Genomic DNA, 24,119 nt, shown 5'->3' with positions numbered 1-24,119 from the left:
GCTCGCGGATCCCCGGATTAAGGGTGGCCTTACTTTGGAAGGTCCGCGCATCGGCGCGTAATGTCCAGGATCGGTAGTGGATCCTTGGACCTAGCTGGAGATCGCAGTGACGTACGTGATTGCCGAGCCCTGCGTCGACGTGCTCGACAAGGCGTGCATCGACGAATGCCCCGTCGACTGCATTTACGAAGGCGACCGCATGCTCTACATCCACCCGGACGAGTGCGTGGACTGCGGTGCCTGCGAGCCGGTGTGCCCGGTCGAGGCCATCTACTACGAGGACGACGTCCCGGACGAGTGGGCCGAGTACACCAAGGCCAACGTCGACTTCTTCGACAGCCTCGGCTCGCCCGGCGGCGCCTCGAAGGTCGGCAAGACCAGCAACGATCCGCAGTGGATCAAGGACCTGCCCCCGCAGGGCGAATGAACCGCGGCGGTACCGGCCTGCCCGACTTCCCGTGGGACTCGCTCGCCGAGCCCACGGCGCGGGCGAAGTCCCACCCCGGCGGCCTCGTCGACCTCTCGGTCGGCACCCCGGTCGACCCGGTGCCCGAGTCGATCCGCGCCGCGCTGGCGTCGGTGTCGGAGATCCCCGGGTACCCGACCACCCACGGCACGCCTGAGCTGCGCGCGGCGGCGGTCGAGGCGCTGAGCCGGCGGCACGGGGTCACCGGCGTCGATCCGGCGGCGGTGCTGCCCACGATCGGGTCCAAGGAGCTGGTCGCCTGGCTGCCGCGGCTGCTGGGCGCCGAGCCCGGCGACACCGTGGTGATCCCCGAGCTGGCCTACCCGACCTACGAGGTCGGCGCGCTGCTGGCCGGCGGCGGGATCGTGCGTGCCGACGACCCCCGTGGCCTGGCCGAGCCGCCCGCGATGGTGTGGCTGAACTCGCCGTCCAACCCGACCGGACGCGTGCTGGGCGCCGAGGCGCTGCGCGAGATCGTCGAGTGGGCGCGCGAGCGGGACGTGATCGTGGTCTCCGACGAGTGCTACCTCGCGCTGGGCTGGGACGCCGATCCGGTGTCGATCCTGCACCCGTCGGTGTGCGGCGGCCGCCACGACAACCTGCTGGCCGTGCACTCGCTGTCGAAGTCCGCGAACCTGGCCAGCTACCGCGCCGGGTTCGTCGCCGGTGACCCGGAGCTGGTCGCCGGGCTGCTGGCGGTGCGCAAGCACGCCGGCATGATCGTGCCGCGCCCGGTCCAGGAGGCGATGACGGTCGCCCTGGCCGACGACAGCGCCCTGTCGCTGCAGCGCGATCGCTACGCCCGCCGTCGGGTGGTGCTGCAGAAGGCGTTGCAGGACAACGGTTTCCGCATCGATCACTCGGAGGCCGGGCTATACCTGTGGGCCACTCGCGGTGAGGACTCCTGGGAGACCCTGCGGTGGCTGTCCGAGCGCGGGATCCTCGTCGCGCCGGGCACGTTCTACGGCCCCGCGGGCGGCGAGCACGTGCGGGTGGCGCTCACCGCGACCGACGAGCGCGTCGAAGCCGCCGCCGAGCGCCTCGGTCAGTAGCCGAGCAACGCCTGCCGTTCCTGCTCGATGACGTCCGGGAAATCGGGCAGGTCGTAGTTCGACAGGATGACGGCCACCCAGTCGGTGTCGAGGTAGATCGACCAGTTCGTGTTGCCCCCGGCGATACCGCCGCCGTGGTTGACGATCCGTTGTCCCTCGACCAAGCCGACCAGCGGGCCGTACGCCTGGAAAGTCTCGCCGCGTGGCGCGCCACCCCGCATCGGCGGACTGCTGATCTTGCCACCCGTGTACAGGTCCCGGTAGGCGTGGCCGAGCAGTCTTCCGTCTCGCAGCGCGAGCGCGAAGCGCACCAGGTCGGGAGCGGTCGAGAAGGCCCCGCCACCGCCGGATCCGACGAAGGCGCGTGCGGCGTTGCTACCGAACCCGCCGTTGACGGTGGAGCCGGCGGAGAGGTCGCGCACGCCATCCACCCGCGAGCCGTCCTGCAGGTAGACGTACGGGTGGGCGATGCGCACGTTCGCCAGCCAGTCCGCCCGTGTGCAGTAGGCGGAGTCGCGCATCCCGGCCGGCTCGAAGATGTGCTGCCGGACGTAGTCCTGGAACGGCTGCCCGGACACGGTCGCGACGATCTCGCCGAGGATTTCGTAGCCCTCGCTGCTGTACGCCTTGTCGCTGCCGGGGACGAACCGCAGCGACAGCTCACGGGTGCTCCGGGCCAGGTACTCGGTGCGTTCCTCGACGCTGGTGAAGATCCTGCCTTCGCTGGTCGCGGAGGTCAGCCCGCCGGTGTGGGTGAGCAGGTGGTGCACGGACACCCTGGTCGCCACCTCGGCGGGGAAACCGTCCAAGTGGTCGCCGATCTTGTTGTGGAACCGCAGCTTGCCCTGCTCGGCGAGCTGGACGACGGCCAGCCCGGTGAACGGCTTGGCGCCCGATGCCAGGTTGAAGATCGTGTCGTCCCGGTTGGGGACGCCGTGCTCCTGGTCCGCCATCCCGTACGAGCGGACCAGCACCGGCCGGCCCCCGCGGGCCACGAGCACGGTGCCGGAGAACCGGTCCTCGGCTGCGCGCTGTGCCAGGTAGCGGTCGTAGGCGCCGCCCGGCCGCAGTGCCGCGGGCACGGCCGTGGAGCTGCCGGCGGCCGCGGCCGGAGGCGCGGCCAGCAGGCCGGTGGCCAGCGGGACGGCGCTGAGCGCGGCCCGCCGGGAAAACGTCGTCATCTGCGTCTCCCGTCGTGATCGTTCGGGAGAGAGTGAACCGGGGCGCCCGTTTTCCCAGTGTTTCCGCTCAGTAGTCGCGGCCGGTGAGGCCCCGGTAGACGAACCGGGTGAGGGCTTCGAGCGCCTCTTCTTCAGGCAGGTCCAGCAGGCCGTCGTGCCACTGCCGCGCGAAGGTCTCGGCCGCCGTGGTCATCATCGTGACGCTCGCGAGCGGAGTGCCGGGCAGGCGGTGGCCCGCCTTGGTCACGTAGTCCACGTGGTCGGTCAGTTCCTCGTTCTGCGCGCGGGTGAACTCCGCGAGCTTGCGGGCGAAGTCCGCGTTGACCATCGCCGCCTGCTGCAGCGCGCGCATTGTCGGCGCGTGCTCGCGGTAGAAGCGCCAGTACGCCTCGACGTGGAAGCGGACCGCCGCGGGGTCGGCGAAGTCCGGGCTGTGACCGGCCTGGTCGGCGCTCTCGTCGCCGGCCACCTCCAGGTCCGCCAGCAGTGATTCGAGCAGCTCTTCCTTGCTGGCGAAGTGGTTGTAGAACGATCCGGCCGCCCGGCCGGCCTCCGCCGTGATGTCGGTGATCTTCGTGTTCAGGTAGCCGCGCGTGGCGAACAGCCGCTGCGCCGCGGCCTTCAGCGCGGCCTCGGTCTCCGCCGCCTTCTCCTTGCGCTTCACGGCACCTCCTTGACGGGAGCACGCTAGCAAGTCCATTATGAATCTAGGTTCAGTGAATGGAGATTCAGAAAATGGACATTGTGATCGCGGGCGCGGGCCCGGCGGGGCTCACCCTGGCCATCGACCTCGCCCGGCGCGGCGTCGGCGTGCGGATCGTCGACAAAGCGACCGAGTTCTTCCGCGGCTCCCGTGGCGACGGGCTGCAGCCGCGCACCCTGGAGGTGTTCGACGATCTCGGGGTCATCGACGCCGTGCTGACCGCGGGCCGGGAGATGCCGGCCTTCCGGGTGCACCTGGACGGCGAGTACGTCATGGAGCGCCGGATGGGCGAGCGGCGCGAGCCGACGCCCGACGTGCCCTACCCGAACGGCTGGGTGCTTGGGCAGTCGCAGACGGAGGGCATCCTGCGCGACCGGCTGGCGGAGTTCGGGGTGCGGGTCGAGCTGGGTGCGGAGTTGACCGGCTTCACGCAGGACGGCGCCGGGGTCACGGCGGAGCTGTCGACCGGTGAGACGGTGCGCGCGGACTACCTGGTCGGCGCGGACGGCGGGCGCAGTTTCGTGCGGAAGGCGCTGGGGATCGAGTTCGAGGGCGTCACCGACGAGTCGGTGAAGATGCTGCTCGGCGACGTCGAGGCCGATCTGGACCCGGAGTTCGGCTACTGGTTCGCGCGTGCGGCGGACCCGGGCAGCGGGGTCATGATGAGCCCGCTGCCCGGGATCGGCCTGTTCCAGTTCGGCGCGCCGCTGGGGGAGGCCGACGCGGAACCGACCGCGGAGACCCTCCAGTCCATGTTGGATGGTCTGAACGCGGGGGTGCGCCTGGGGGAGCTGGCGTGGTCGACGGTGTGGCGGCCGAACGTGCGCCTGGCGAAGCGGTTCCGGGAGGGCCGGGTGTTCCTGATCGGCGACGCGGCGCACGTCCACCCGCCGACCGGTGGGCAGGGGCTGAACACGGGCGTGCAGGACGCCTACAACCTGGGCTGGAAGCTGGCCGACGGCTCACCGGAGCTGCTGGACAGCTACGAGACCGAGCGGCGGGCGGTGGCCGAGCGGGTGCTGGGGGTCTCCTCGGAGCTGCTGCGCAGGCACCTGGAAGGCGATGAGCGGGCCCACGAACGCGGTGCGGAGACCCAGCAGCTCGACATCAGCTACCGGGTGACGGACGAGCCGGGCCTCGCGGTGGGGGACCGCGCGCCGGACGCGCCGGTCCTGGACGCCGGCGGCGCGAAGGTCCGCCTGTTCGACCTGTTCCGCGGCCCGCACGCCACGAGGCTGATTTTCGACGCCGACGCACCGGAGGAGCCACACACCTACGTGGTGCTGCGCCCGGGGGTGAAGGCGGCGGGGCGGTACGTCGTGGATGCGGAGGGCTTCGCGTTCTCGGCCTACGACGCGAAGGAGGTGGTCGTGCGGCCGGACGGCTATGTGGGCGCGCTGACCCGCTAGCCGCGGGCGCGCGGTGGGCAGGGCGCGCTGGCCTCGGGCCGGTGGGGGAGCGGTGACTGTCGCGCTGGGCAGGGCGCGATGGTCTCGGGCCGGTGGGGGCGCGGGCGTTGCGGCGGGTGGTGATGGCCGCCGGTCGGCGGGGGCGGGCGTTGCGGCGGGTGGCGAGAGTGCGCTCTTTTCGGGCTGTGCCCGCCCGGGCAGTGCGCGATCCGCGGCGGCCCGCTGACCTCGCGGCTGCCCCGGTCCGGCAGGTCCGCCGGGCGGCGGGTGGCGAGAGGGCGCTCGTCTCCGCGGGCGGCGCTGCGGGCCTCGCGCGAGGGTCTCGCCTTGGCGGCGGACCGCGGGCCTTGCGGCTGCCCGTCCGGGCAGTGCACGAGCCGCGGGGCCCTCCCGTTGCGAGCGGCGCGGCTGGGCATCGTGCGAGCGATCTGGTTCCGCGGCAATGCCCGTCCGGAGTGAGCTAGCCGCAGACCTTCGCCGCCGCGGTGTGCACGTCCGCCAGCACCGCCCCCCAAGCGGCCCGCGCCGCCGCGCGGCGCCTCAGTTCGCGCTCCGCGATGCGGCCCGCGACGAAACCGACGGCCGGCTCGTCCGTCGCGGCGACCAGCGCCCGCATCCGCTCGGCGGCCACCACCGCGTCCTGGTGGTCGCCCAGCACGTCCTGCAGCCGCTTCGTCGCCTTGATCAGCTCGCGCACCCGCGTGACCTGCTTCTTCCGCGCCGCCGACTTCGCCGTCTCCGCCGCGTACCGCAGGCGCTTCCCGTGGATCCGCAGCTCGTGCAGCTCGTCGTCCGGCGGGTCGGCCGGTAGCGCGGCCACCGCCTTCGTCAGCTTCCGGTACGGCTTCCGCACCACGGCGGCGACGTCGACCGGTCCAGGCTGAGCACCGGGGGTGAGCTGCAGCTCCGTCAGCACCAGCCGCGCCGTCGACCGCAACAGCGCGGCATACCGGGCGCTGCCGAGGCACCGGTTCAGGCGGCGCTTCGCCTTCGACCGCTCCGCCACGAAGATCCGCACCAGCCGCGTGCCCGCCTGCTGGTCGGACTCGTCGAACGACGCGACCGTGGCCCGCAGGTGGTCGATCAGCACGTCGTGGTCACGCACCTCGCCGAGCCCGGCGCCCAGCCACTTCAGCTCGGCCCGCACGTCGTCGCCCGCCGGCCCCAGCAGCTTCAACGCGCTGCGGAGCCGGCGAACGGCGACCCGCATCTGGTGCAGGTCCTCGGGATCGGCCCCGGACCGCGTGCCCGGCTCGTACTTGAGCATCGCGCGCAGCTGACCGTCGATCCGCGCCCGCAGCAGGGCCTCGGGGGTGTCCCGCGGCCCCGCGACCAGCGGTTCGCCGGGCAGACCCAGGTCACCGGCGGTCACGACACGGGATGGCAACGTAGCGGTGCTCACCGGATGAATGATAGGTGAACGAAAATCGCACCCAGGTCAGTTCGCGTGCAGCATCTCGTTCAGCTCGATACCCGCACCGGTCCGCGGAACGGCCTCGACCGCGCCGGTCTCGGAGTTGCGGCGGAACAACGCGCCGGAGATGCCGGACAGCTCACGCGCCTTGACGGTCTTGCCCTCGACCACGACCTTCGTCCCGGCCGTGACGTAGAGCCCGGCCTCGACCACCGAGTCGTCGCCGAGGGAGATGCCGACCCCGCCGTTGGCGCCGATCAGGCAGCGCTCACCCAGCGAGATGACCTCCTTGCCGCCGCCGGACAGTGTGCCCATGATCGACGCGCCGCCGCCGACGTCGGTGCCGTCGCCGACGACCACACCGGCCGAGATGCGGCCCTCGACCATCGACGCGCCGAGCGTGCCCGCGTTGAAGTTGACGAAGCCCTCGTGCATGACGGTGGTGCCGTTGGCCAGGTGCGCGCCGAGGCGCACGCGGTCGGCGTCGCCGATCCGCACCCCGGTGGGCATCACGTAGTCGACCATGCGCGGGAACTTGTCGACGCTGTAGACGGTGACCGGGCCGCGCGCCCGCAGCCGCAGCCGGGTCTGCTCGAAGCCCTCGACCGGGCACGGGCCGTGGTTGGTCCACACGACGTTGGCCAGCAGGCCGAAGATGCCGTCCAGGTTCTGCCCGTGCGGCTGCACCAGGCGGTGCGACAGCAGGTGCAGGCGCAGGTAGATGTCGTGCGCGTCGGCCGGGGCCTGCGCGAGCGTGCCGATGGTGGTGCGGACGGCGACCACCTCGACGCCACGGGCCTCGTCCGGGCCGAGCAGCGCGGCGGCGGCCTCGCCGAGGACCTCGGCGGCCTGCTCGCGGGTCAGCCGCTCGGTTCCGCTGGTGCCGGGCTCACCCAGCTTGGGCTGCGGGAACCAGGTGTCCAGCACGGTCCCGTCGGTGGTGACGGTGGCCAGGCCGACGCCGTGCGCACCGGTGGTCTCGGGGTTGGGGCTCTGCTCGCTCACGGCCCCAACCGTAACTCAGCCGGTCATGAGCTGGGTGTCCACCAGTTGCTTGACCGACCGGAGGCTGTCGGCGATCGCGGTGAGCGCCGTGGTGCACGCGCCGCCCGGCTCGGCGACGGCGTCGCAGTGGCCGCCGCGGTAGTCGCCGATGGCCTTTTCCAGGCCGTTCGCCGCCGCGACCACGTCCGGGTGCTTGGGACCGGCCTGCTCCCGCACCAGGCCGGGGGTGCTGCCCAGCTCGGTGACGTACTTGCCGCAGCCGCGCGGGGTCTGCCCGGCCGGGTCGCGGAAGCAGGTGTCCGCGGTGAGGGCGTTGAGCTTGACCGACAGGGCGTACGGCGTTTCCGCCTGGCCCCCGCCGCCCTTCGGGGTCGGGCCCGCCTCGTTCGAACAGCCGGCCAGCACGAGTGCCAGCGCACCGAGCGTGATCAGGGCCTTCCACGTGCGCATCCGCCCACCGTACGACACCCCCTAGAGTCGGGACATGACGACTCTCGACCTGCACGCCGACCCCGTCGACCTGACCGCCGCGCTGGTGGACGTCCAGAGCGTGTCCGGGCAGGAGGCGGCGCTGGCCGACGCGGTGCAGGCCGCGTTGCTCGCGCAGGCCGGGCACCTGGAGGTGGTGCGCAACGGCGACGCCGTGCTGGCCAGGACGAACCTCGGCAGGCCCGCCCGCGTGGTGCTGGCCGGGCACCTGGACACGGTGCCGGTCAACGAGAACCTGCCGGTGCGCCGCGAGGGTTCCGGCGACGACGAGGTGCTGCACGGGCTCGGCACGGTCGACATGAAGGGCGGCGACGCGGTGTTCCTGCACCTCGCCGCCACCGTCACCGAACCGCGCCACGACGTGACGTTCGTCTTCTACGACAACGAGGAGGTCGAGGCCGTGCGCAACGGTCTCGGCCGGATCGAGCGGGAGATGCCGGAGTGGCTCGCGGGTGACCTGGCGATCGTCGGGGAGCCGTCGAACGCGGTCATCGAGGCAGGCTGCCAGGGCACGATGCGGGTCGAACTGCGCCAGACCGGCAAGCGCGCGCACACCGCGCGGGCCTGGATGGGCGTCAACGCGATCCACGCGCTCGGCGAGCCGCTGCGGCGGCTGGAGGCCTACGAGGCGCGGGTGGTCGACATCGACGGCCTGACCTACCGCGAGGGTCTGCAGGCCGTGCGGATCTCCGGCGGCGTCGCGGGCAACGTCGTGCCGGACGAGGCCGTGCTCGCCGTGAACTTCCGGTTCGCCCCGGACCGCAGCCCGGAACAGGCCGAAAAGCACCTGCGCGAGGTGTTCGACGGCTACGAACTGTCCGTTGTGGACCTCTCGCCGGGCGCGCTGCCCGGGCTGACCGCCCCGGCGACGGCCGAGCTGGTCCAGGCCGCCGGCGGCGCGGTGGCGGCGAAGCTGGGGTGGACGGACGTCGCCCGGTTCGCCGCGCTCGGCATGGCCGCGGTGAACTTCGGTCCCGGGAACCCGACCCTCGCGCACACCCGCGAGGAGCACGTCGCGGCGCGGGAGATCCGGCAGGTCACGCGCGTGCTGCGGGACTTCCTGGGCCAGTAAGCTCGGCGGCGTGACAGGGCCAGAAGTGGACGGAACGTCCGAGTATCCCGAGCACCCGCGGGAGAAGCAGCGGGGGCCGGTCGTGCTGCGCCGCGAGCGCCGCATCGAGCCGACCACCACCGACCAGCGCCTGCTCGACTCGCGCGGGCCCAGCGACTGGGTGCACACCGACCCGTGGCGGGTCATGCGCATCCAGGCCGAGTTCGTCGAGGGCTTCGGCGCGCTGGCCGAGGTGCCGCGCGCGGTCACCGTGTTCGGTTCGGCCCGCACGCCGCGCGACCACCCCGAGTACGAGCTGGGCCGCAAGATCGGCGCGGGCCTGGCGAACGCCGGGTTCGCGGTCATCACCGGTGGCGGGCCGGGCGCGATGGAGGCGGTCAACCGCGGCGCCTCCGAGGCGGGCGGGCTGTCCATCGGGCTGGGCATCGAGCTGCCGTTCGAGCAGGGCCTGAACCCGTGGGTCGATCTCGGGGTGAACTTCCGGTATTTCTTCACCCGCAAGACGATGTTCATCAAGTACGCGCAGGCGTTCATCTGCCTGCCCGGTGGGTTCGGCACACTGGACGAGCTGTTCGAGGCGCTCACCCTGGTCCAGACCAAGAAGGTGACGAAGTTCCCGGTGGTCCTGTTCGGACGGTCCTACTGGGGCGGGCTCTACGACTGGGTCCGGGACTCGGTGCACGCCCAGGGCAAGATCAGTGACAAGGACTTGGCGCTGCTGCACCTCACCGACGACGTCGACGAGGCGGTGGCGATGGTCGAGGAGGCCTACAAGGCCTGGGAGGACACCCACTAAGTGAAGCGAATCTGTGTGTTCTGCGGTTCTTCCGGCGGCGGCGACCCGGTGTACGTGGACGCCGCCACGGCGCTCGGCAAGCTGCTCGCCGAACGCGGCATCGGCCTGGTCTACGGCGGCGCGAGCGTCGGCCTGATGGGCGCGGTGGCTGACGGCGCCCTCGCGGCGGGCGGCGAGGTGATCGGCGTGATCCCGGAGCACCTCAAGCGGGTGGAGATCGCCCACGCGGGCCTGTCGGAGCTCGTGGTGACCGCCGACATGCACGAACGCAAGGCGAAGATGGCCGAGTACGCCGACGCGTTCCTGGCCCTGCCCGGCGGCGCCGGGACGTTGGAGGAGCTGGCCGAGGTCTGGACCTGGGCGCAGCTGGGCCTGCACGAAAAGCCGATCGGCCTGGTCGACGTGCGCGGGTACTACCGCCCGTTCCAGGAGTTCATCGACCACATGGTCACCGAGAAGTTCCTGCGCCCGGAACACCGGGACCTGGTCTTCGTCGACGAGGACCCCGCCGCGCTGCTGGACGCCTTCGCGAAGTACGAGGCTCCCGACATCGCCAAGTGGCAGTGACGCACCCCGGTCGCACATCGTCGAGAATGTGCGACCGGGGTGGGGGTCGCTAGGCGGCCTCCCCAGGCCGCTTGTGGTACTTGTCCACGTACTCCTGCCCCGACAACTCGGCGATCGCGTACATCACCTCATCGGTCACGGCCCGCCGGATCGCCGGCGACGCGTCCAGCCCGTCGTAGCGCGAGAAGTCCAAGGGCTCCCCGAACTCGACGGTGACCTTCGCGAACCGCGGGAACAGCTTGCCGTTGGGCAGCAGCTTCTCCGTCCCGGTCATGGCCACCGGCACGACCTTCGCCCCGGTCGCCAGGGCCAGCGAGCCGACTCCGGTGTGCCCGCGGTGCAGGCGGCCGTCGAGCGAGCGCGTGCCCTCCGGGTAGATGCCGAACACGCCGCCCTCGTCGAGGACCTTGCGGCCGGACTCCAGCGCCGCCAGCCCGGCCTTCGCGTTGCCGCGCTCCACCGGCACGAACCCCACCGCGTCCAGGAACGCGGCCATCAGCCGGCCCTTCAGGCCCTTGCCGGTGAAGTACTCCGCCTTGCCGAGGAACCGCACCCGCCGCGGGCTGACCAGCGCCAGCAGCGTCGTGTCCACGGCCGCGCGGTGGTTGGGCGCGAGGATCACCGGGCCGTACGCGGGAACCCTGTCGACGCCGCGCACCTCCGGCCGGTAGATCAGCTTGACCACCGGTACGGCCAGGAGACGGATCAGCTGGTAAAGCACGGGTTCCTCCAGTTCGTCGTCAATCCCAGCATGGCACGATCGGCGGTCATGGACACCGGCTGGTTCGCCCTGCGCACGTGGCAGGAGCCCGATTTCGACCCCGCTGACCTGGTACGGGCGAAAGCGGGCCGCACCGTGTCGGTGGTGCTGCCCGCGCTCGACGAGGAGAAGACGGTCGGCGAGGTGGTCGCGTCGGTGCGGCCGCTGGTCGGCACCCTCGTCGACGAGCTGGTGGTCGTCGACTCCGGTTCCACCGACGCGACGATCGAGGTCGCGGCGGAGGCGGGCGCGCGGGTCGTGCGCCGCGAGGACGTGCTGCCGCACCTCGAACCGCTGCCCGGCAAGGGCGAGGTGCTGTGGCGGTCACTGGCGGCGACCACCGGTGACCTCGTCGTGTTCCTCGACTCCGACCTCGTCGACCCCGACCCCGGGTTCGTGCCCGCGCTGCTCGGCCCGCTGCTGCTGGCCGAGGGCGTGCACTTGGTCAAGGGGTTCTACCGGCGGCCGCTGCGGGTCGAGTCCGCCGAGGCCGGGCACGGCGGCGGGCGGGTGACCGAGCTGCTCGCGCGCCCGGTGCTGTCCGCGCTGCGGCCCGCGTTGTCGGCGGTGGTCCAGCCGCTCGGCGGCGAGTACGCGGCCACGCGCGAGTTCCTCGAGTCGGTGCCGTTCGCGGCCGGGTACGGGGTGGAGATCGGGTTGCTGCTCGACGCCGAGGCCCGCTACGGCATGGCCGGGCTCGCGCAGGTCAACCTGGGTGTCCGGAAGCACCGGAACCGGTCGCTGCTGCAGCTGGGCGTCATGGCGCGGCAGATCCTCGGCACGGCGCTGGCTCGCTGCGGGGTCGACGCGGGCGGCTCGGGGACGCTGACGCAGTTCGTGGCCGAGGCCGGGGCGTGGGTGCCGCGGGAGTCGGACGTCCTGGTCGCCGACCGGCCGCCGATGCGCGAGGTGCGCTCGGGGGACGAACCCCGCCCGGGTGTGTCACGATTCTGACGTGACGACCGCCCTGATCTACCTCGTGATCATGCTGCTCGTGGCGGCTGTGGTGTTCCTGCTGGCCGCCGTCGTGTTCGGTCGCGGCGAGGAGCTGGCCCCGCTGCCGCCGGGCAGCTCGCCGACGCGCCTGCCGGTGCGGGACATCACCGGCGAGGACGTGCAGAAGGTGCGCTTCCAGCTCGTGCTGCGCGGGTACAAGATGTCCGAAGTGGACTGGGTGGTGCGGCGGCTGGGCGCCGAGATCGACGAGCTCCGCGCCAGGGTGGCCGAGCTCGAGGCGGAACGGCAGACCTCGGGATGATCGACCTGGTCCTGTCCGTGGACGTGCACGCGAGCGCGGGCACGACGTGGCTCGCGCTGACCGACTGGGAGCGGCAGCACGAGTGGATGCTCGGCACGCACGTCGAAGTCGTCGAGGGCGACGGCCGCAGCGTCGGGTCGAAGCTGAGCGCGTTCACCGGGGTGCGCGGGGTCGGCGTCACCGACCCGATGGTGATCACCAGCTGGGAGCCGCCGGTGCGGTGCACGGTCCGGCACCTGGGCAGCGTCGTCAAGGGCACCGGCGCCTTCCACGTGCACGCGAAGGGCGCGCACTCCTCGACGTTCGTGTGGTCGGAGAGCCTGGTGCCGCCGCTCGGGCCCGCGGGGCAGCTGGGCTGGCCGGTGGTGAAGCCCGCGTTCGTGATCGGGCTGCGGTACTCGTTGAAACGGTTCGCGAAGTTCGCGGAGAGCTATTCGGTGGGGCAGGTATGACGGAGTCGATCGGCGCCGACGGGGTGTCGCGGTGCCCGTGGGGGAACTCGGCCCCGGACTACGCCGAGTACCACGACACGGAGTGGGGCGTGCCGCTGCGCGGGCAGGACGCCCTGTACGAGCGGCTGTGCCTGGAGGCGTTCCAGTCCGGGCTGTCGTGGATCACGATCCTGCGCAAGCGGGAGGGCTTCCGGAACGCGTTCGCCGGTTTCGTGCCGGAGAAGGTGGCCGAGTTCGGTGACGACGACGTCGAGCGCCTGATGGCGGACGCGTCGATCGTGCGGAACCGGGCGAAGATCCTGGCGGCGATCACGAACGCCCGCGCGATCACCATGCTGGACCAGCCGCTGGACGACCTGCTGTGGTCGTTCGCGCCGACGGGGGAGCGGCCCCGCCCGCGCACGATGGCGGACGTCCCGGCCATCACGCCCGAGTCGACGGCGATGGCGAAGGCGCTGAAGAAGCGCGGGTTCGCATTCGTCGGCCCGACGACGTGCTACGCGCTGATGCAGGCCACCGGCATGGTCGACGACCACCTGGTGACCTGCTTCCGCGCGTCCTGACCTACTTGCCCTGGAAGTCCGGCTTGCGCTTGGCGACGAACGCCTCCACCGCCTCGCGGTGGTCGGCCGTAGAGCCGAGCACCGTCTGCGCCGCGTCCTCGGCGGCCAGCGCGTCCTCCAGCGAGCCCTCCGCGGCCACGGTCAGCACCTGCTTGATCTTCGCGTAGCTGACCGTCGGCCCGGCGGCGAGCTTCGCGGCGAGCGCCTGCGCCCGGCCGGCCAGCTCCTCGTCCGGCACGACCTCGGTGACCAGGCCCAGCGACAGCGCCTCCTCGGCGCCGACCGTGCGCGCGAGCAGCATCAGCTCGGCCGCCCGGCCGTAGCCGACCAGCCGCTGCAGCGTCCACGACGCGCCCGAGTCCGGGCCGAGCCCGACGTTGGCGAACGCCATCAGGAAGTTCGCCGACGACGCGGCGATGCGCAGGTCCGCGGCGTAGGCGAAAGCCGCTCCCGCGCCGGCGGCGGGCCCGTTCACCGCGGCGATCACCGGCTTCGGCATCTCCACGATGGCCCGGACGATCGGGTTGTAGTGGTCCTGCACGGTCCGCAGCGGCGCCGGGTCGCCCGCCTGCAGCAGCCCGACGTGCTCCTTGAGGTCCTGGCCCGCGCAGAACGCCTTGCCCGCGCCGGTCAGCACGACCGCACGCACCGCGGGGTCCGCCGAAGCCTCGCGCAACGCGGCCAGCAGGCGCTCCTTCAGCTCGACGGTGAGCGAGTTGTAGGCCTTGGGGCGGTTCAACGTCACGGTGCGCACGCCGTCGGCGTCGGCGGTGAGCAGCACGTCCTCGGTGGTCACCGGAGGGCCTCCTGAAATCTCGGGTGAGGGGCGATACCAGCACCTAAGCAAACACGAAAAGATCGGTCCGCGTTCGCGCGCCCATCCTGATGAGGGAGAATGGGGCCTGACCCGGTTGGCTTGAAGAGCGCGACCCGGGCGCGCCGGTTGATACGGAGGGAGCACGCTATGGCGGCCATGAAGCCCCGGACCGGAGATGGTCCCCTCGAGGTGACTAAGGAGGGGCGGGGCCTCGTGATGCGCGTTCCGCTCGAGGGCGGTGGGCGACTTGTCGTCGAGCTGTCGGCCGAAGAGGCCAAGGACCTGGGGGTTGCCCTGCAGGAGGCCACCAGCTGACCCGCTCCCGTTCCGTCGTCAACGGCTGACGTCACGCGCGGCCGCAGTCCCTTGAGTTCCAGGAGGTCGCCAGATGGCGCGGTTCCCCCTGCCGTCCGTTCCCACCCGGCTGATCGACGTCGAGGTCGCCGACGGCCGCCGTCGAGGCGCCGACCTGGCCGTCCTGGTCCCCGCTGGTGCGGACGCGCCGGTCGCCGGAGTCGAGCACACCGGCAAGGCCGGTGAGGTCCGCCGGCTCCCCGGCGGGGACGTGCGCTGGCTGGTGGGGATCGGCGAGGGCGGGCCCGCGCACTGGCGCGCCGCGGGCGCGGCCCTCGCCAGGGAGGCCGCGGACGTCAAGGCGGTGCAGGTCGAACTGGGTGCCGACGTCACCGGCGAGCAGGTCGCGGAGCTGACCCTGGGGGCGCTGCTCGGCGGGTACCGGTTCAAGGTCAGCGGCGACGCGGAGCAGCCCGCGCTGCGCACGCTGCGCCTGGTCACGGCCGACACTGGTCACCAGCGGGTCGTCGAGCGCGCGCGGGTGCTGGCCGGCGCGTCGGCGCTGGCCAGGGACCTGGCGAACACGCCGTCCAACGTCAAGAACCCGGAGTGGCTGGCCGACACCGCCGCGCGACTGGCCGGCGAGGTGCCAGGCCTGAGCGCCACGATCCGGGACGAGCAGTGGCTGGCCGCGCAGGGCTTCGGCGGGGTGCTCGCGGTCGGCGGGGGCTCGGCGAGCCCGCCGCGGCTGATCGAGCTGACGTACCGGCCGCGTGGCGCGGTCCGTCACCTGCTGCTGGTCGGCAAGGGCATCACGTTCGACACCGGTGGCCTGTCGATCAAACCGGCCGACGGGATGCACCTGATGCGCACCGACATGGCCGGCGGTGGCGCCGTCATCGCGGCCACGCTGGCGATCGCCTCGCTGCGGCTGCCGGTGCGGGTCACGGCGCTGGTCCCGGCGGCGGAGAACCACGTGTCCGGCTCGTCGTACCGGCCGGGCGACGTGGTGCGGCACTACGGCGGGCGGACCACCGAGGTGTCCAACACCGACGCCGAGGGTCGCATGGTCATGGCGGACGCGCTGGCCTACGGGATCCGGCGGTTCAGCCCGGACGCGGTGGTGGACGTGGCGACCCTGACCGGCGCGATGAAGGTCGCGCTGGGCCTGCGGACCGGCGGGCTGTTCGCCACGGACGACAAGCTGGCCGACGAGATCCGCGAGGCGGGCGCGAGCGTCGGGGAGGCGTGGTGGCGGATGCCGCTGCTGGACGCCCACGCCGACGCGGTGCGCGGCGAGCTCGCCGACGTGAAGCAGGCGCCCGGCGGGCCGGGCGGCATCACGGCGGCGCTGTTCCTGCGCGAGTTCACCGAGGGCCTGCCGTGGGCGCACCTGGACATCGCGGGCCCGGCCAGGGCCGAAAAGCCCTACGCGGAGGTCGTCCCGGGTGCGACGGGTTTCGCGGCGCGGACGCTGGTGGCGTTCGCGGAGGCGTTCGGCTCGGATCAGGCGTAGTTCCGGGCGCGACGGTGTGGCTGCCCTGCGGGGACAGTGGCTCCACCACCCCGGCGGGTGGCGCGGGTCTGAAGCGCGGCGGCACTACTCCCGGCCCCGGTACCGGCCAGGCGTAGTTCCGGGCGTTCCACCATCGGGGGCCGAGCCGTGTCCGGCGTCAGGCGTAGCGCGTGCCGGTCGTGCGCACGTAGTCGCGGAAGGCGGCCACCGCTGGGGTCGGTTCCTCGCCTGCTCGCCAGGTCAGCCCGATCGTGCGGCTGACCCGCGGCGACAGTGGCACCTCCACCACCCCGGCCGGCGGCGCGGGCCCGAACCGCGGCAGCAGCGCCACCCCCAGCCCCGCGGCGACCAGGCCCCGCGCGGTGTCCGACTCCTGGCTCTCGAACGCGATCTTCGGCTCGAACCCGGCCGCCGCGCACAGATCGTCGATGATCTGCCGCAGCCCATAGCCGTGTTCGAGCGTCACGAACGGCTCCTCGGCCAGCTCCTCGACCCGGATGCGGCGCCGCCGGGCCAGCGGGTGCGCCTCCGGCACCGACAGCAGCAGGTCCTGCTCCGACAACGCGAAGCTGTCCAGCGCCGCGGTGTCCGGCAGCGGAGCCACCAGCGCCAGGTCCAGCTCACCGTCCGCGAGCCGGTCCAGCACGTGCTGCCGCGAGCCCTGGACCAGCGAAAACCGCACGCCGGGGTGGTCGGCGCGGAAGTCGCGCAGCAGCGAGGGGACCAGCCACCGGCCCAGCAGGTGCAGGAACCCGAGCACGACGTGCCCGCTGTCCGGCGAGATCTCCTCCCGCGTCTGCCGCACCCCCGTCTCGACTGCAGCGAGCGCGCGGGCCGCCGTCGCCGCGAGGATTTCGCCCGCTCGCGTGAGCCGGACGCCGCGCCCGTCCGGCCGGGTCAGCGGCGCGCCGACGACCTCGGACAACCCGGCCAGGCGGCGGCTCACCGTCGGCTGCGGGATGCCCAGCCGCTCCGCCGCGCGGGTGATGTTGCGCGTTTCACGCAGGGCCGCCAGCAGGGCCAGGCTGGGCGCGAGCTTCGCAGCCAGCCGCTGGTCAGACGCTTCCGCCGGGCTTTCATACGTCACGGTATGAATTGTGCCAGTTCCACGCATTGGAAGTATTTTTTAGCGCGGCTTACTTTCAAGGCGTGTCAGTCGATGTGCTCGCCCCGGCCCGCCCGGCAACGCGCCGGGTGAAGCTCGCGGTCGCCGCTGCCGGGATTTCGTCGTTCGCCCTGCTCTACGCGCCGCAGCCGGTCCTGCCGCAGCTCGCCGCGCAGTACCAGCTCGACCCCGGTTCGGCGTCGCTGGCGGTGTCGGTGGCGACCGGGGCGCTGGCGATCGCGGTGCTGCCGATCGCGGCGTTGTCGGAGATCGTCGGGCGGCGGCCGATCATCGTCGCGTCGGTGATGTTGTCGGTCGTGCTCGGCCTGCTGATGCCGTTCGCGCCCTCGTACCCGGTGCTGCTCGCGTTGCGGGCATTGCAGGGGATCGCGATCGCCGGGTTCCCCGGGGTGGCCTCGGCGTACCTGGTCGAGCAGCTCGGCAAGACCGGGGTGGCCGCGGCGGTCGGGGCGATGATCGCGGGCAACACGGTGGGCGGCATGGTCGGCAGGCTGTCGGCCGGGTTCAGCGCGGAGGCCCTCGGCTGGCACGGCGCGCTGGCCGTGGTCGCGGGGGTGGCGCTGGTGTGCAGCGCGATCACGGTGTTGTCGTTGCCTGCGGGCGCGCGGCCGAGCGGTTCGGGGTTGCGGTTGCGGGACGTGCTGACCGGCGTCGGGACCGCGTTGCGGCGGCCGGTGCTGCTGGCCCAGTACGGGGTGGCGCTGCTCGCGATGGGCGCCTTCGTGGCGATGTACAACGCGGCGGGGTTCCGGCTGACCGGGGAGCTCGGGTTGTCGCCGGCGGTCGCTTCGCTGGTGTTCCTGGCCTACGCGGTGGGCTCGGTGTCGTCGTCGAACGCGGGCAGGCTGGTCGCCCGGTTCGGCCGGCCGCGCGCGGTGCTCGGTGGGCTGGCCGTGATGGCGACCGGGATCCTGCTCACCCTGCCCGACTCGCTGCCGCTGGTGGTGCTCGGTTTCGTGGTGCTCACCGGCGGTTTCTTCGCCGCGCACGCGGTCGCCAACGGCTGGGCCGCGGCGGAGGCCCCGGAGGGGGCGCGGGGGCAGGCGTCCGGGATGTACACGCTGGCCTACTACCTGGGCAGCAGCGTCGGCGGCACGGCCGGGAGCGTGATCTTCGGGCGGTTCGGCTGGAGCTGGCTGGTCGGGGCCGCGGTGGTGTGGCTGGCACTGGCGGGCGCCGCTGTGGTCGGGCTGCGGGTGCGTACCGCGCGGGTGGCTGCGGTCTAGGGCGGCCAGCGCAGCGCGCGTGGGCGGCGGGGCCCGGCGGACAGTGGGTCGTGGTTGGGGCCGCGTTGCTGTGGCTGGCACTGGCCGCCGCTGCGGTGACCGGCCTCCGGGCGCACATGGCGCGGCGGGTGGCCTCGGCCTAAGAGCCGGGCGCCGCAAGGATCAGCCTTCGCGCAGCCGCTGCCCGCCGGGCGGCGATCCCGGCCTGATCGCAGCCCTCAGCCCTCCAGCAGGAAGTACTCGTTCCCGAATGGGTCGGTGAACCACGTCGCCTTCGTGCCCCATGGCATGGCTTGCGGTTGCCCCGCGAAGCGCACACCCCGGGCGGACATCTCGGCCTGCGTGGCGGCCACGTCGGGCGTCATCACCGTGATCCCGGTGCCGCCCGGGACCAGCTCCCGCGCGTAGACCTCCGGCTGCCCCAGCACGATCGACGTCACCGCGCCCGGCGGCGCCACGCTCAGGAACCGGTGCACCGGCCCGAACCGCAGGTCCTCCCGCTTCTCCCACCCCAGCGTGCCCACGTAGAAGCGCAGCGCCTCTTCCTGGTCGCCGACCAGGATCGTGGCCGAGTGCAGGTGCGTGATCACCCTCCGGACGCTACGGCGGCGCTCTCACCGGTGTCTTCTCCGTTCTTGCGCATCGGCCGAGGCGAGCGCCGGCAGGGCGATCAGCACCGGCGGCGACCAGTCCTGCCCCAGGTCCAGGTGCACGTCCCGCTGGTGCACCGGCGCCTCCGCCGACACCCGCACCGCCCGGGGACACGCGCCGGCCACGGTGCGGCCCGGGAGTAGCTGCGCCGTCGCGCCGCCGCCGCTGGGCAGCGCCGACGACATCACCCAGTACGTGCCCGCCGGGACCCCGGTGAGCAGGAAGTCACCGGGTTCGGCGAGCAGGGTGCCGCTGACCGGGAACCCGCGCGCGGCGCGCTTGGGGAACAGCCCGACGTACACGGCCGGGTCCGGCCCCAGCGCCACCTGCGCGGCCGGGCTCAGCCGGACCGTGCCCATCACCGTGCCGCCGCCCGCGCCCGGGGACGACATCGGCCGCGGCGGCGAGTCGGCGAGCACGTCCGGCAGCCGCCGGAACTCGACCGGCGTGGTGCCCACCGCGGCGGTGAACCGGGAGGTGAACGTGCCGACCGCGGAGAACCCCACCGCGTTGCAGATGTCGATGATCCGCTCGTCGGTCTGCAGGAGCAGCTGTTTGGTCCGCTCGAACCGGCGCGCGGTCAGGTACTGGCACGGCGGCATGCCCAGCTCCCGCGTGAACGTGCGGGCCAGGTGGAACGGGCTGTAGCCGACGTGGTCGGCGACGTCCCCCAGCCCCAACGGCTCCTCGGCGTGCGTGGTGATGAACCGCGCGGCGCTCAGGACTGCCTCGCGCATGACGACCCCCTCGTCGATCCGGACATTTCCCGCGTGAGGAGATCCTGCACCAGGGGTACGACGATTTCGAGGGGCGTCACACCGCGCCAGCGGCCCGCGACACAGCGCTGACCAGCGATGATCACTGCACCGCGGCGACCAGCAACCCCCCGCCGACCGGCAGCAGCGCCGGCACCAGCCGCTCGTCCTCGCGGATGGCCCGCGCCAGCTCGCGCGCCGCGAGCACCCCGGGCTCCCGCCGCTCGCCGCGGGCCGCGTCGGTCACGCCGTGGAACGCGATCACCCCGCCGGGCCGCAGCAGCTGGACGCCGTGCTCGTAGTAACGCGGGTACTCGGCACGCGCCGCGTCGACGAACACCAGGTCGTAGCCGCCGCTGGTGAGGCGCGGCAGCACGTCCAGCGCCCGGCCCATGATCAGCCGCGTGCGGCCGGGCGGGTACCCGGCCTCGCGGAAGGTGCGGCGCGCGGCCTGGTGGTGCTCCGGCTCGATGTCGATCGAGGTGAGGACCCCGTCCGGGGCCATTCCGCGCAGCAGGTAGAGCCCGCTGACCCCGATGCCGGTGCCGATCTCGACCACCGCGCGCGCCCGCAGGCTCGTCGCCAGGAAGCACAGCGCCGCGCCGGTGGCCGGTCCGAGCGCCGCGCAGCCCAGTTCCGCCGAGCGCGCCCGCGCGGCGAGCAGCGCGGCGTCCGCCGGGTGGTCGGGCAGGTAGCCCTCGGCGTGGTCGCCGCCACTCGCCGCGAGCGTCTCGGAGGTCACGCGGCAAAGGTTAGCGCTGGTCGTCGCCAAACCCGTGGAAGACGTGCACACTTCTCTCAGGCGGCTCTCAGTCTCGTCTCACTACCCACATAAGGAGAGGGGCCAAGCTGGGTCTCAACGGGCGCCAGGGGGTTCCCGGGAACACAGTGCGGATGGCCCGCGTTGGACAGATCAGTTGGGAGAACAGCCTGATGGAGGTGCCGTCCCCCACGATGCAGAACAGCCTGGAGAACGAGCAGGTCGAGGGCCGCCCGGTCACCGTCGACGAGTCCGCGTGGACTCCGCCGTCGTGGGACGAGGTCGTCCGCGAGCACGGCGACCGCGTCTACCGGCTGGCGTACCGGTTGACCGGCAACACCCACGACGCCGAGGACCTCACCCAGGAGACGTTCATCCGGGTGTTCCGCTCGCTGGCCTCCTACAAGCCGGGCACTTTCGAGGGCTGGCTGCACCGCATCACCACGAACCTGTTCCTGGACATGGCGCGCCGCCGCTCGCGGGTGCGCATGGAGGGGCTGCCCGAGGACACCGACAGAATCGTCGGTGACGACCCGAGCCCCGAGCAGGTGTACAGCGACACGCACCTGGACCCGGACCTGCAGGCCGCGCTCGACGAGCTGCCGCCGGAGTTCCGCGCCGCCGTGGTGCTGTGCGACGTCGAAGGACTTTCCTACGAGGAGATCGGTGCGACGCTCGGCGTGAAGCTGGGCACCGTGCGCAGCCGGATCCACCGCGGCCGGCAGGCGTTGCGTGCCTCGCTCGAACGGCGCCGGGCGGCCAAGGAGGAATCCGTGGGGGTTTCCGCATGAGCGAACTGCGAGGCTGGGGCCTGCCCGAGTCTCACCTGCTTCCCGACGCCGTCGTCGCCTTCGTGGACGGCGAGATGAGCCTGGGCGCCCACGAGCGTGCCGCGTCGCACGTCGCCCGGTGCCCGATCTGCGCCGCCGAGGTGACGTCGCAGCGCCAGGTGCGTGCGGCGGTCCGGCGCGCGGAAGCACCCTCGATGCCGGCCAGCCTGCTGGCGAGCCTGCGCAACATCCCGCAGGACACCGACCTGCCGACCAGTCCCGACAACCTCGCCGTCACCGAGGACGGCCAGCTGGTCGCCATCCAGCGGCCCGACCGCGTCGCCGGTCTCCGGTCGTCCCCTTTTGGTTCGTCGGCGCCGCTCGGGTCGAGCGCGCCCCTCGGTAGTGGTTCCGCCGTTCTGGGCGGTCAGCGTCACCCCTCGGTGCGGCGCCGTGTCGCGCAGGGCGCCGGGGTGGCCGTGTCCGGCCTGGTCCTGAGCGCGCTCGCGCTGGTCGTGACCTCGTCGACCGGCGATCCCACGCAGGCCAACCCGGAGCCGGGCCAGGCGCCCGCGCCCGGTGTGCTGCGTGCGCAGCTCGGTGGCGAGCCGAGCGTGCCCGCCACCACCACGACGACCACGACTCCCGCCCCCGTGGCCAGTCGCTGACGCGCCCTTCACCGTCCGCGGGGGAGAATCGGTGGCGTAGGGTCGCGCCGACAGCACGACGAGCCATCCACCCGGGGAACGATGAGTCAGCCGAATCCACCACAGGACAGCGCAGGCGCGGAACCGCGGCTGGCGCCCCGCCCGCTGGACCGGCCGCCGGTGGATCCCGCGGAAGCCGGCGCGTTCGGCCGCCCGCACGGCGTGGACGGTGCCTTCGACAAGCTCTACACCCCCGGCACACGCAACGGCGACAAGATCGTCGCTGCGCCGCCCGCGCCGGAGTCGCTGGCCGAGGCCTTCGGCCGCCCGCCCGGCGCGGAGGACGTGCGGCTGCAGCGCCCCGCCGGGGACAACGGCAGGCAGCCGGGCGGTGATCCGGAGCCGCCGCTGTGGTCCCGCATGACCGACCCGTGGCGTGACCCGGGTTCGGCCGCGGTGCTGTCCCGCCCGGCGCTCGATCCCGACGACGAGGACGACGAGGACGCCGACCGTCCGCGCAGCGCCCAGCTGTCGTTGCCCGAGCTGTTGTTCGGCCGCCGCGTGAAGCCGGTCGCGCTGGGTCTGCTCGGGGTGGTGTGCCTGCTCATCGGCGCCGTCGGCGGCCTGATCGGCTGGTGGCTCGGCGGTGCGGGCGACTCGCTGACCGGGTCGGCGACGATCTCCGAGGCCGAGGCGGGCAAGGAACGCGCGCCCGGTTCGATCGCCGACATCGCGCAGCGGGTGGCGCCCGCAGTCATTTCGATCGAGGTGAAGTCCGGTCAGTCCGGCAGCGTCGGCTCCGGCGTGATGATCGACCCGCAGGGTTACGCGATCACTAACAACCACGTCATCTCGCTGGCCACCAGCGATCCGCAGGCGAAGATCACCGCGGTGTTCACGGACGGCACCCGCACCGAGGCGCGGGTGGTCGGGACGGATCCGAAGACGGACCTGGCCGTGATCAAGGTGGCGGTGTCGAACCCGACGGTGCTGCAGATCGGCGACCCGGCCGGCCTCGAACCGGGTGATTCGGTGATCGCCGTGGGGTCGCCGCTGGGCCTGGAGAACACCGTGACCTCGGGCATCGTGAGCGCGCTGCACCGGCCGGTGACGGCGGCCGGTGAGAACGGCGAGCCGCCGGTCACGTACGACGCGATTCAGACCGACGCGCCCATCAACCGTGGCAACTCGGGCGGCGCGCTGGTCGACTCGACGGGCGCATTGGTGGGCATCAACTCGTCGATCCGCACGGACGGCGGGGCGGACGGTTCGGGCGGCAGCATCGGCATCGGATTCGCCATCCCGGCCGACGACGCGATCAAGATCGCGCGGACGCTCATCAGCAGTGGCCAGGTCAAGCACGCCGACATCGGGGTGAACGCGGCGTCGGTTGCGGCGGAGACGTCGGAGGGCGCGCAGGTGCTGAACGTCGCCGACGGCGGTCCGGCCGCGCGGGCGGGCATCGCGGAGGGCGACGTCATCACCAAGCTCGGCGACCGCTTGGTCCGCAACGCGGCGGAGCTGACGGTGGCGGTGCGGCAGCACGAGATCGGCGAGACGGTGCCCGTGCAGCTGGTCCGGCAGGGGCGGACGCTGATGGTCGACGTGACGCTCGGCTCGGACTGACCGCCGGATGGACGAGACGTGAACTCCGCGCGCGGGATCCGAACAGGCCGGTCGGCGGGGTAATCTGAGGTAGCTGGAGCCGTGTGAGGCGGAGGTTCGCGAATGTTCGAAAGCGTTGGCTGGGGCGAGATCCTCGTCCTGATCGTCGCGGGCCTGTTCATCCTCGGCCCGGAGCGCCTGCCCGAGGCGGCGGCCTGGCTGGGCCGGAGCGTGCGGAAGGTGCGCGATTTCGCGACCGGCGCCCGGCAGCAGCTCAAGGACGAGATGGGCTCGGACTTCGAGCAGTTCCAGAAGCCGCTGGAGGACCTGCGGCAGCTGCGCAATTTCGACCCGCGCCGGGCGGTCACCCAGCACCTCTTCGACGGTGACCCGGACCCGCTCGGGATCAACGGCCTGTCCGGCGGCAGCGTGAAACCGAACGGCTACCCCGCCACGACGACCACCCCGGCCGCGAAGCCGGACCCAGAACCACTCAAACCAGGCGAAAAGCCGCCCACAGACCCAGACGCCACCTGAGAAGAGGGCCACCCCAGGAGGGGTGGCCCATTTTTTCTGGCACAACCGCGAAACCGGCAACGCAACGGCACTGGCCACCCCGGCAGGGGCGGCCCTTCTCACTTCGAATCCGCAAGCCGGCAACGCAAGAAGACCGACTACCCCAACCAGACCTCCCCCGCCCCCGATCCACAGCCGATCTTTAGTCGCCGACCAGGCTTGTCAAGGCACGCTTTCCCGCCTTGACAA

General features: G+C 72.5%; 28 protein-coding genes. 17 read left to right on the top strand and 11 right to left on the bottom strand.

What is annotated here, in order from left to right; translation table 11 throughout:
* The first annotated feature begins 106 nt into the window (after positions 1-106).
* Together fdxA and dapC are read left to right on the top strand one after the other, a co-directional pair.
* The gene (gene fdxA / locus ABZ215_RS12035; RefSeq protein ID WP_020420964.1) at positions 107-427 is read left to right on the top strand and encodes a ferredoxin; all 321 of its coding nucleotides are present in this window, start codon (positions 107-109) and stop codon (positions 425-427) included.
* Complete coding sequence (dapC, locus tag ABZ215_RS12030) at positions 424-1,518, top strand: succinyldiaminopimelate transaminase (protein ID WP_354949490.1); 1,095 nt, start codon at positions 424-426, stop codon at positions 1,516-1,518. The genes fdxA and dapC overlap by 4 nt, the downstream gene beginning before the upstream one ends.
* Here dapC and ABZ215_RS12025 read toward each other — a convergent pair.
* Together ABZ215_RS12025 and ABZ215_RS12020 are read right to left on the bottom strand one after the other, a co-directional pair.
* The gene (locus ABZ215_RS12025; protein WP_354949489.1) at positions 1,512-2,699 is read right to left on the bottom strand and encodes a serine hydrolase domain-containing protein; all 1,188 of its coding nucleotides are present in this window, start codon (positions 2,697-2,699) and stop codon (positions 1,512-1,514) included. The genes dapC and ABZ215_RS12025 overlap by 7 nt on opposite strands.
* A gap of 67 nt (positions 2,700-2,766) precedes the next feature.
* Complete coding sequence (locus ABZ215_RS12020) at positions 2,767-3,363, bottom strand: TetR/AcrR family transcriptional regulator (protein ID WP_354949488.1); 597 nt, start codon at positions 3,361-3,363, stop codon at positions 2,767-2,769.
* Positions 3,364-3,434: 71 nt separating this feature from the next.
* Between ABZ215_RS12020 and ABZ215_RS12015 the strand changes: the two genes are divergently transcribed.
* A complete protein-coding gene (locus ABZ215_RS12015; protein WP_354949531.1) occupies positions 3,435-4,811 on the top strand; it encodes an FAD-dependent monooxygenase in 1,377 nt (458 codons plus the stop codon).
* A gap of 460 nt (positions 4,812-5,271) precedes the next feature.
* Here the strand turns inward: ABZ215_RS12015 and ABZ215_RS12010 are convergent, their stop codons facing one another.
* From ABZ215_RS12010 to ABZ215_RS12000, 3 genes are all read right to left on the bottom strand, one after another.
* Positions 5,272-6,183, bottom strand: a complete 912-nt coding sequence (locus tag ABZ215_RS12010; protein ID WP_354949530.1) for a CHAD domain-containing protein — start codon at positions 6,181-6,183, stop codon at positions 5,272-5,274.
* A 66-nt stretch (positions 6,184-6,249) separates the two neighbouring features.
* A complete protein-coding gene (gene dapD / locus ABZ215_RS12005) occupies positions 6,250-7,230 on the bottom strand; it encodes a 2,3,4,5-tetrahydropyridine-2,6-dicarboxylate N-succinyltransferase (protein ID WP_020420958.1) in 981 nt (326 codons plus the stop codon).
* A 15-nt stretch (positions 7,231-7,245) separates the two neighbouring features.
* Entirely contained in the window at positions 7,246-7,680 is a 435-nt protein-coding gene (locus ABZ215_RS12000; RefSeq protein ID WP_020420957.1) for a hypothetical protein, read from the bottom strand.
* Positions 7,681-7,714: 34 nt separating this feature from the next.
* On the opposite strand from ABZ215_RS12000, the gene dapE reads away from it, so the two are divergent.
* From dapE to ABZ215_RS11985, 3 genes are read left to right on the top strand one after another with little or no spacing between them, the layout of a single operon-like run.
* On the top strand, positions 7,715-8,791 hold the full coding sequence (gene dapE, locus ABZ215_RS11995; protein WP_020420956.1) for a succinyl-diaminopimelate desuccinylase: 1,077 nt from the start codon (positions 7,715-7,717) through the stop codon (positions 8,789-8,791).
* A gap of 25 nt (positions 8,792-8,816) precedes the next feature.
* Positions 8,817-9,587 carry a TIGR00730 family Rossman fold protein gene (locus ABZ215_RS11990; protein ID WP_017986898.1) on the top strand — a complete coding sequence of 257 codons (771 nt, stop codon included), beginning with the start codon at positions 8,817-8,819 and terminating at the stop codon, positions 9,585-9,587.
* Complete coding sequence (locus tag ABZ215_RS11985) at positions 9,588-10,154, top strand: TIGR00730 family Rossman fold protein (RefSeq protein ID WP_020420955.1); 567 nt, start codon at positions 9,588-9,590, stop codon at positions 10,152-10,154. It begins immediately after the preceding gene.
* Between the two features lie 49 nt (positions 10,155-10,203).
* On the opposite strand, the gene ABZ215_RS11980 is transcribed toward ABZ215_RS11985, so the two are convergent.
* Positions 10,204-10,875: a lysophospholipid acyltransferase family protein gene (locus ABZ215_RS11980; protein WP_237339689.1), complete on the bottom strand. Its 672-nt coding sequence runs from the start codon at positions 10,873-10,875 to the stop codon at positions 10,204-10,206.
* Between the two features lie 48 nt (positions 10,876-10,923).
* Here ABZ215_RS11980 and ABZ215_RS11975 point away from each other — a divergent pair, with 48 nt between their 5' ends.
* Genes ABZ215_RS11975 through ABZ215_RS11960 form a run of 4 tightly spaced genes read left to right on the top strand, consistent with a single transcriptional unit; the run spans position 10,924 to position 13,187 of the window.
* Positions 10,924-11,868, top strand: coding sequence for a glucosyl-3-phosphoglycerate synthase (locus ABZ215_RS11975; RefSeq protein ID WP_354949529.1), 945 nt, complete (start codon positions 10,924-10,926; stop codon positions 11,866-11,868).
* 1 nt (position 11,869) lies between these two features.
* On the top strand, positions 11,870-12,172 hold the full coding sequence (locus ABZ215_RS11970; protein ID WP_017986902.1) for a DivIVA domain-containing protein: 303 nt from the start codon (positions 11,870-11,872) through the stop codon (positions 12,170-12,172).
* Entirely contained in the window at positions 12,169-12,624 is a 456-nt protein-coding gene (locus ABZ215_RS11965; RefSeq protein ID WP_020420952.1) for an SRPBCC family protein, read from the top strand. Before ABZ215_RS11970 ends, ABZ215_RS11965 begins: the two co-directional genes overlap by 4 nt.
* The gene (locus ABZ215_RS11960) at positions 12,621-13,187 is read left to right on the top strand and encodes a DNA-3-methyladenine glycosylase I (protein WP_020420951.1); all 567 of its coding nucleotides are present in this window, start codon (positions 12,621-12,623) and stop codon (positions 13,185-13,187) included. Before ABZ215_RS11965 ends, ABZ215_RS11960 begins: the two co-directional genes overlap by 4 nt.
* A 1-nt stretch (position 13,188) precedes the next feature.
* Here ABZ215_RS11960 and ABZ215_RS11955 read toward each other — a convergent pair whose 3' ends face one another.
* On the bottom strand, positions 13,189-13,983 hold the full coding sequence (locus ABZ215_RS11955; protein WP_020420950.1) for an enoyl-CoA hydratase-related protein: 795 nt from the start codon (positions 13,981-13,983) through the stop codon (positions 13,189-13,191).
* A gap of 168 nt (positions 13,984-14,151) precedes the next feature.
* Here ABZ215_RS11955 and ABZ215_RS11950 point away from each other — a divergent pair, with 168 nt between their 5' ends.
* Positions 14,152-14,319, top strand: coding sequence for a DUF3117 domain-containing protein (locus ABZ215_RS11950; protein WP_081617745.1), 168 nt, complete (start codon positions 14,152-14,154; stop codon positions 14,317-14,319).
* A gap of 73 nt (positions 14,320-14,392) precedes the next feature.
* Positions 14,393-15,814 (top strand): leucyl aminopeptidase family protein, encoded by a 1,422-nt coding sequence (locus tag ABZ215_RS11945; RefSeq protein WP_354949487.1) that lies wholly within the window; start codon positions 14,393-14,395, stop codon positions 15,812-15,814.
* A gap of 157 nt (positions 15,815-15,971) precedes the next feature.
* On the opposite strand, the gene ABZ215_RS11940 is transcribed toward ABZ215_RS11945, so the two are convergent.
* A complete protein-coding gene (locus ABZ215_RS11940) occupies positions 15,972-16,901 on the bottom strand; it encodes a LysR family transcriptional regulator (protein WP_354949486.1) in 930 nt (309 codons plus the stop codon).
* A gap of 107 nt (positions 16,902-17,008) precedes the next feature.
* On the opposite strand from ABZ215_RS11940, the gene ABZ215_RS11935 reads away from it, so the two are divergent.
* Complete coding sequence (locus ABZ215_RS11935) at positions 17,009-18,166, top strand: MFS transporter (RefSeq protein WP_354949528.1); 1,158 nt, start codon at positions 17,009-17,011, stop codon at positions 18,164-18,166.
* Between the two features lie 218 nt (positions 18,167-18,384).
* Here ABZ215_RS11935 and ABZ215_RS11930 read toward each other — a convergent pair whose 3' ends face one another.
* The 3 genes from ABZ215_RS11930 to ABZ215_RS11920 form a co-directional block, all read right to left on the bottom strand.
* The gene (locus ABZ215_RS11930) at positions 18,385-18,756 is read right to left on the bottom strand and encodes a VOC family protein (RefSeq protein WP_354949485.1); all 372 of its coding nucleotides are present in this window, start codon (positions 18,754-18,756) and stop codon (positions 18,385-18,387) included.
* A 24-nt stretch (positions 18,757-18,780) separates the two neighbouring features.
* On the bottom strand, positions 18,781-19,554 hold the full coding sequence (locus ABZ215_RS11925) for an AraC family transcriptional regulator (protein ID WP_354949484.1): 774 nt from the start codon (positions 19,552-19,554) through the stop codon (positions 18,781-18,783).
* 121 nt (positions 19,555-19,675) lie between these two features.
* The gene (locus tag ABZ215_RS11920; RefSeq protein WP_020420943.1) at positions 19,676-20,314 is read right to left on the bottom strand and encodes an O-methyltransferase; all 639 of its coding nucleotides are present in this window, start codon (positions 20,312-20,314) and stop codon (positions 19,676-19,678) included.
* 212 nt (positions 20,315-20,526) lie between these two features.
* Between ABZ215_RS11920 and sigE the strand changes: the two genes are divergently transcribed.
* The 4 genes from sigE (at position 20,527) to tatB (ending at position 23,891) form a co-directional block, all read left to right on the top strand.
* On the top strand, positions 20,527-21,123 hold the full coding sequence (gene sigE / locus ABZ215_RS11915) for an RNA polymerase sigma factor SigE (RefSeq protein WP_193354397.1): 597 nt from the start codon (positions 20,527-20,529) through the stop codon (positions 21,121-21,123).
* Positions 21,120-21,770, top strand: a complete 651-nt coding sequence (locus ABZ215_RS11910) for a hypothetical protein (protein WP_020420942.1) — start codon at positions 21,120-21,122, stop codon at positions 21,768-21,770. The genes sigE and ABZ215_RS11910 overlap by 4 nt, the downstream gene beginning before the upstream one ends.
* An 81-nt stretch (positions 21,771-21,851) precedes the next feature.
* Complete coding sequence (locus ABZ215_RS11905; protein WP_354949483.1) at positions 21,852-23,375, top strand: trypsin-like peptidase domain-containing protein; 1,524 nt, start codon at positions 21,852-21,854, stop codon at positions 23,373-23,375.
* A 102-nt stretch (positions 23,376-23,477) separates the two neighbouring features.
* The gene (tatB, locus tag ABZ215_RS11900; RefSeq protein ID WP_020420940.1) at positions 23,478-23,891 is read left to right on the top strand and encodes a Sec-independent protein translocase protein TatB; all 414 of its coding nucleotides are present in this window, start codon (positions 23,478-23,480) and stop codon (positions 23,889-23,891) included.
* Positions 23,892-24,119: the final 228 nt, after the last annotated feature.

The sequence above is a fragment of the Amycolatopsis sp. NPDC006131 genome, assembly GCF_040614175.1.
GTDB lineage: Bacteria > Actinomycetota > Actinomycetes > Mycobacteriales > Pseudonocardiaceae > Amycolatopsis_E > Amycolatopsis_E tucumanensis.
This window is presented reverse-complemented; position numbering and strand designations above follow the sequence as displayed.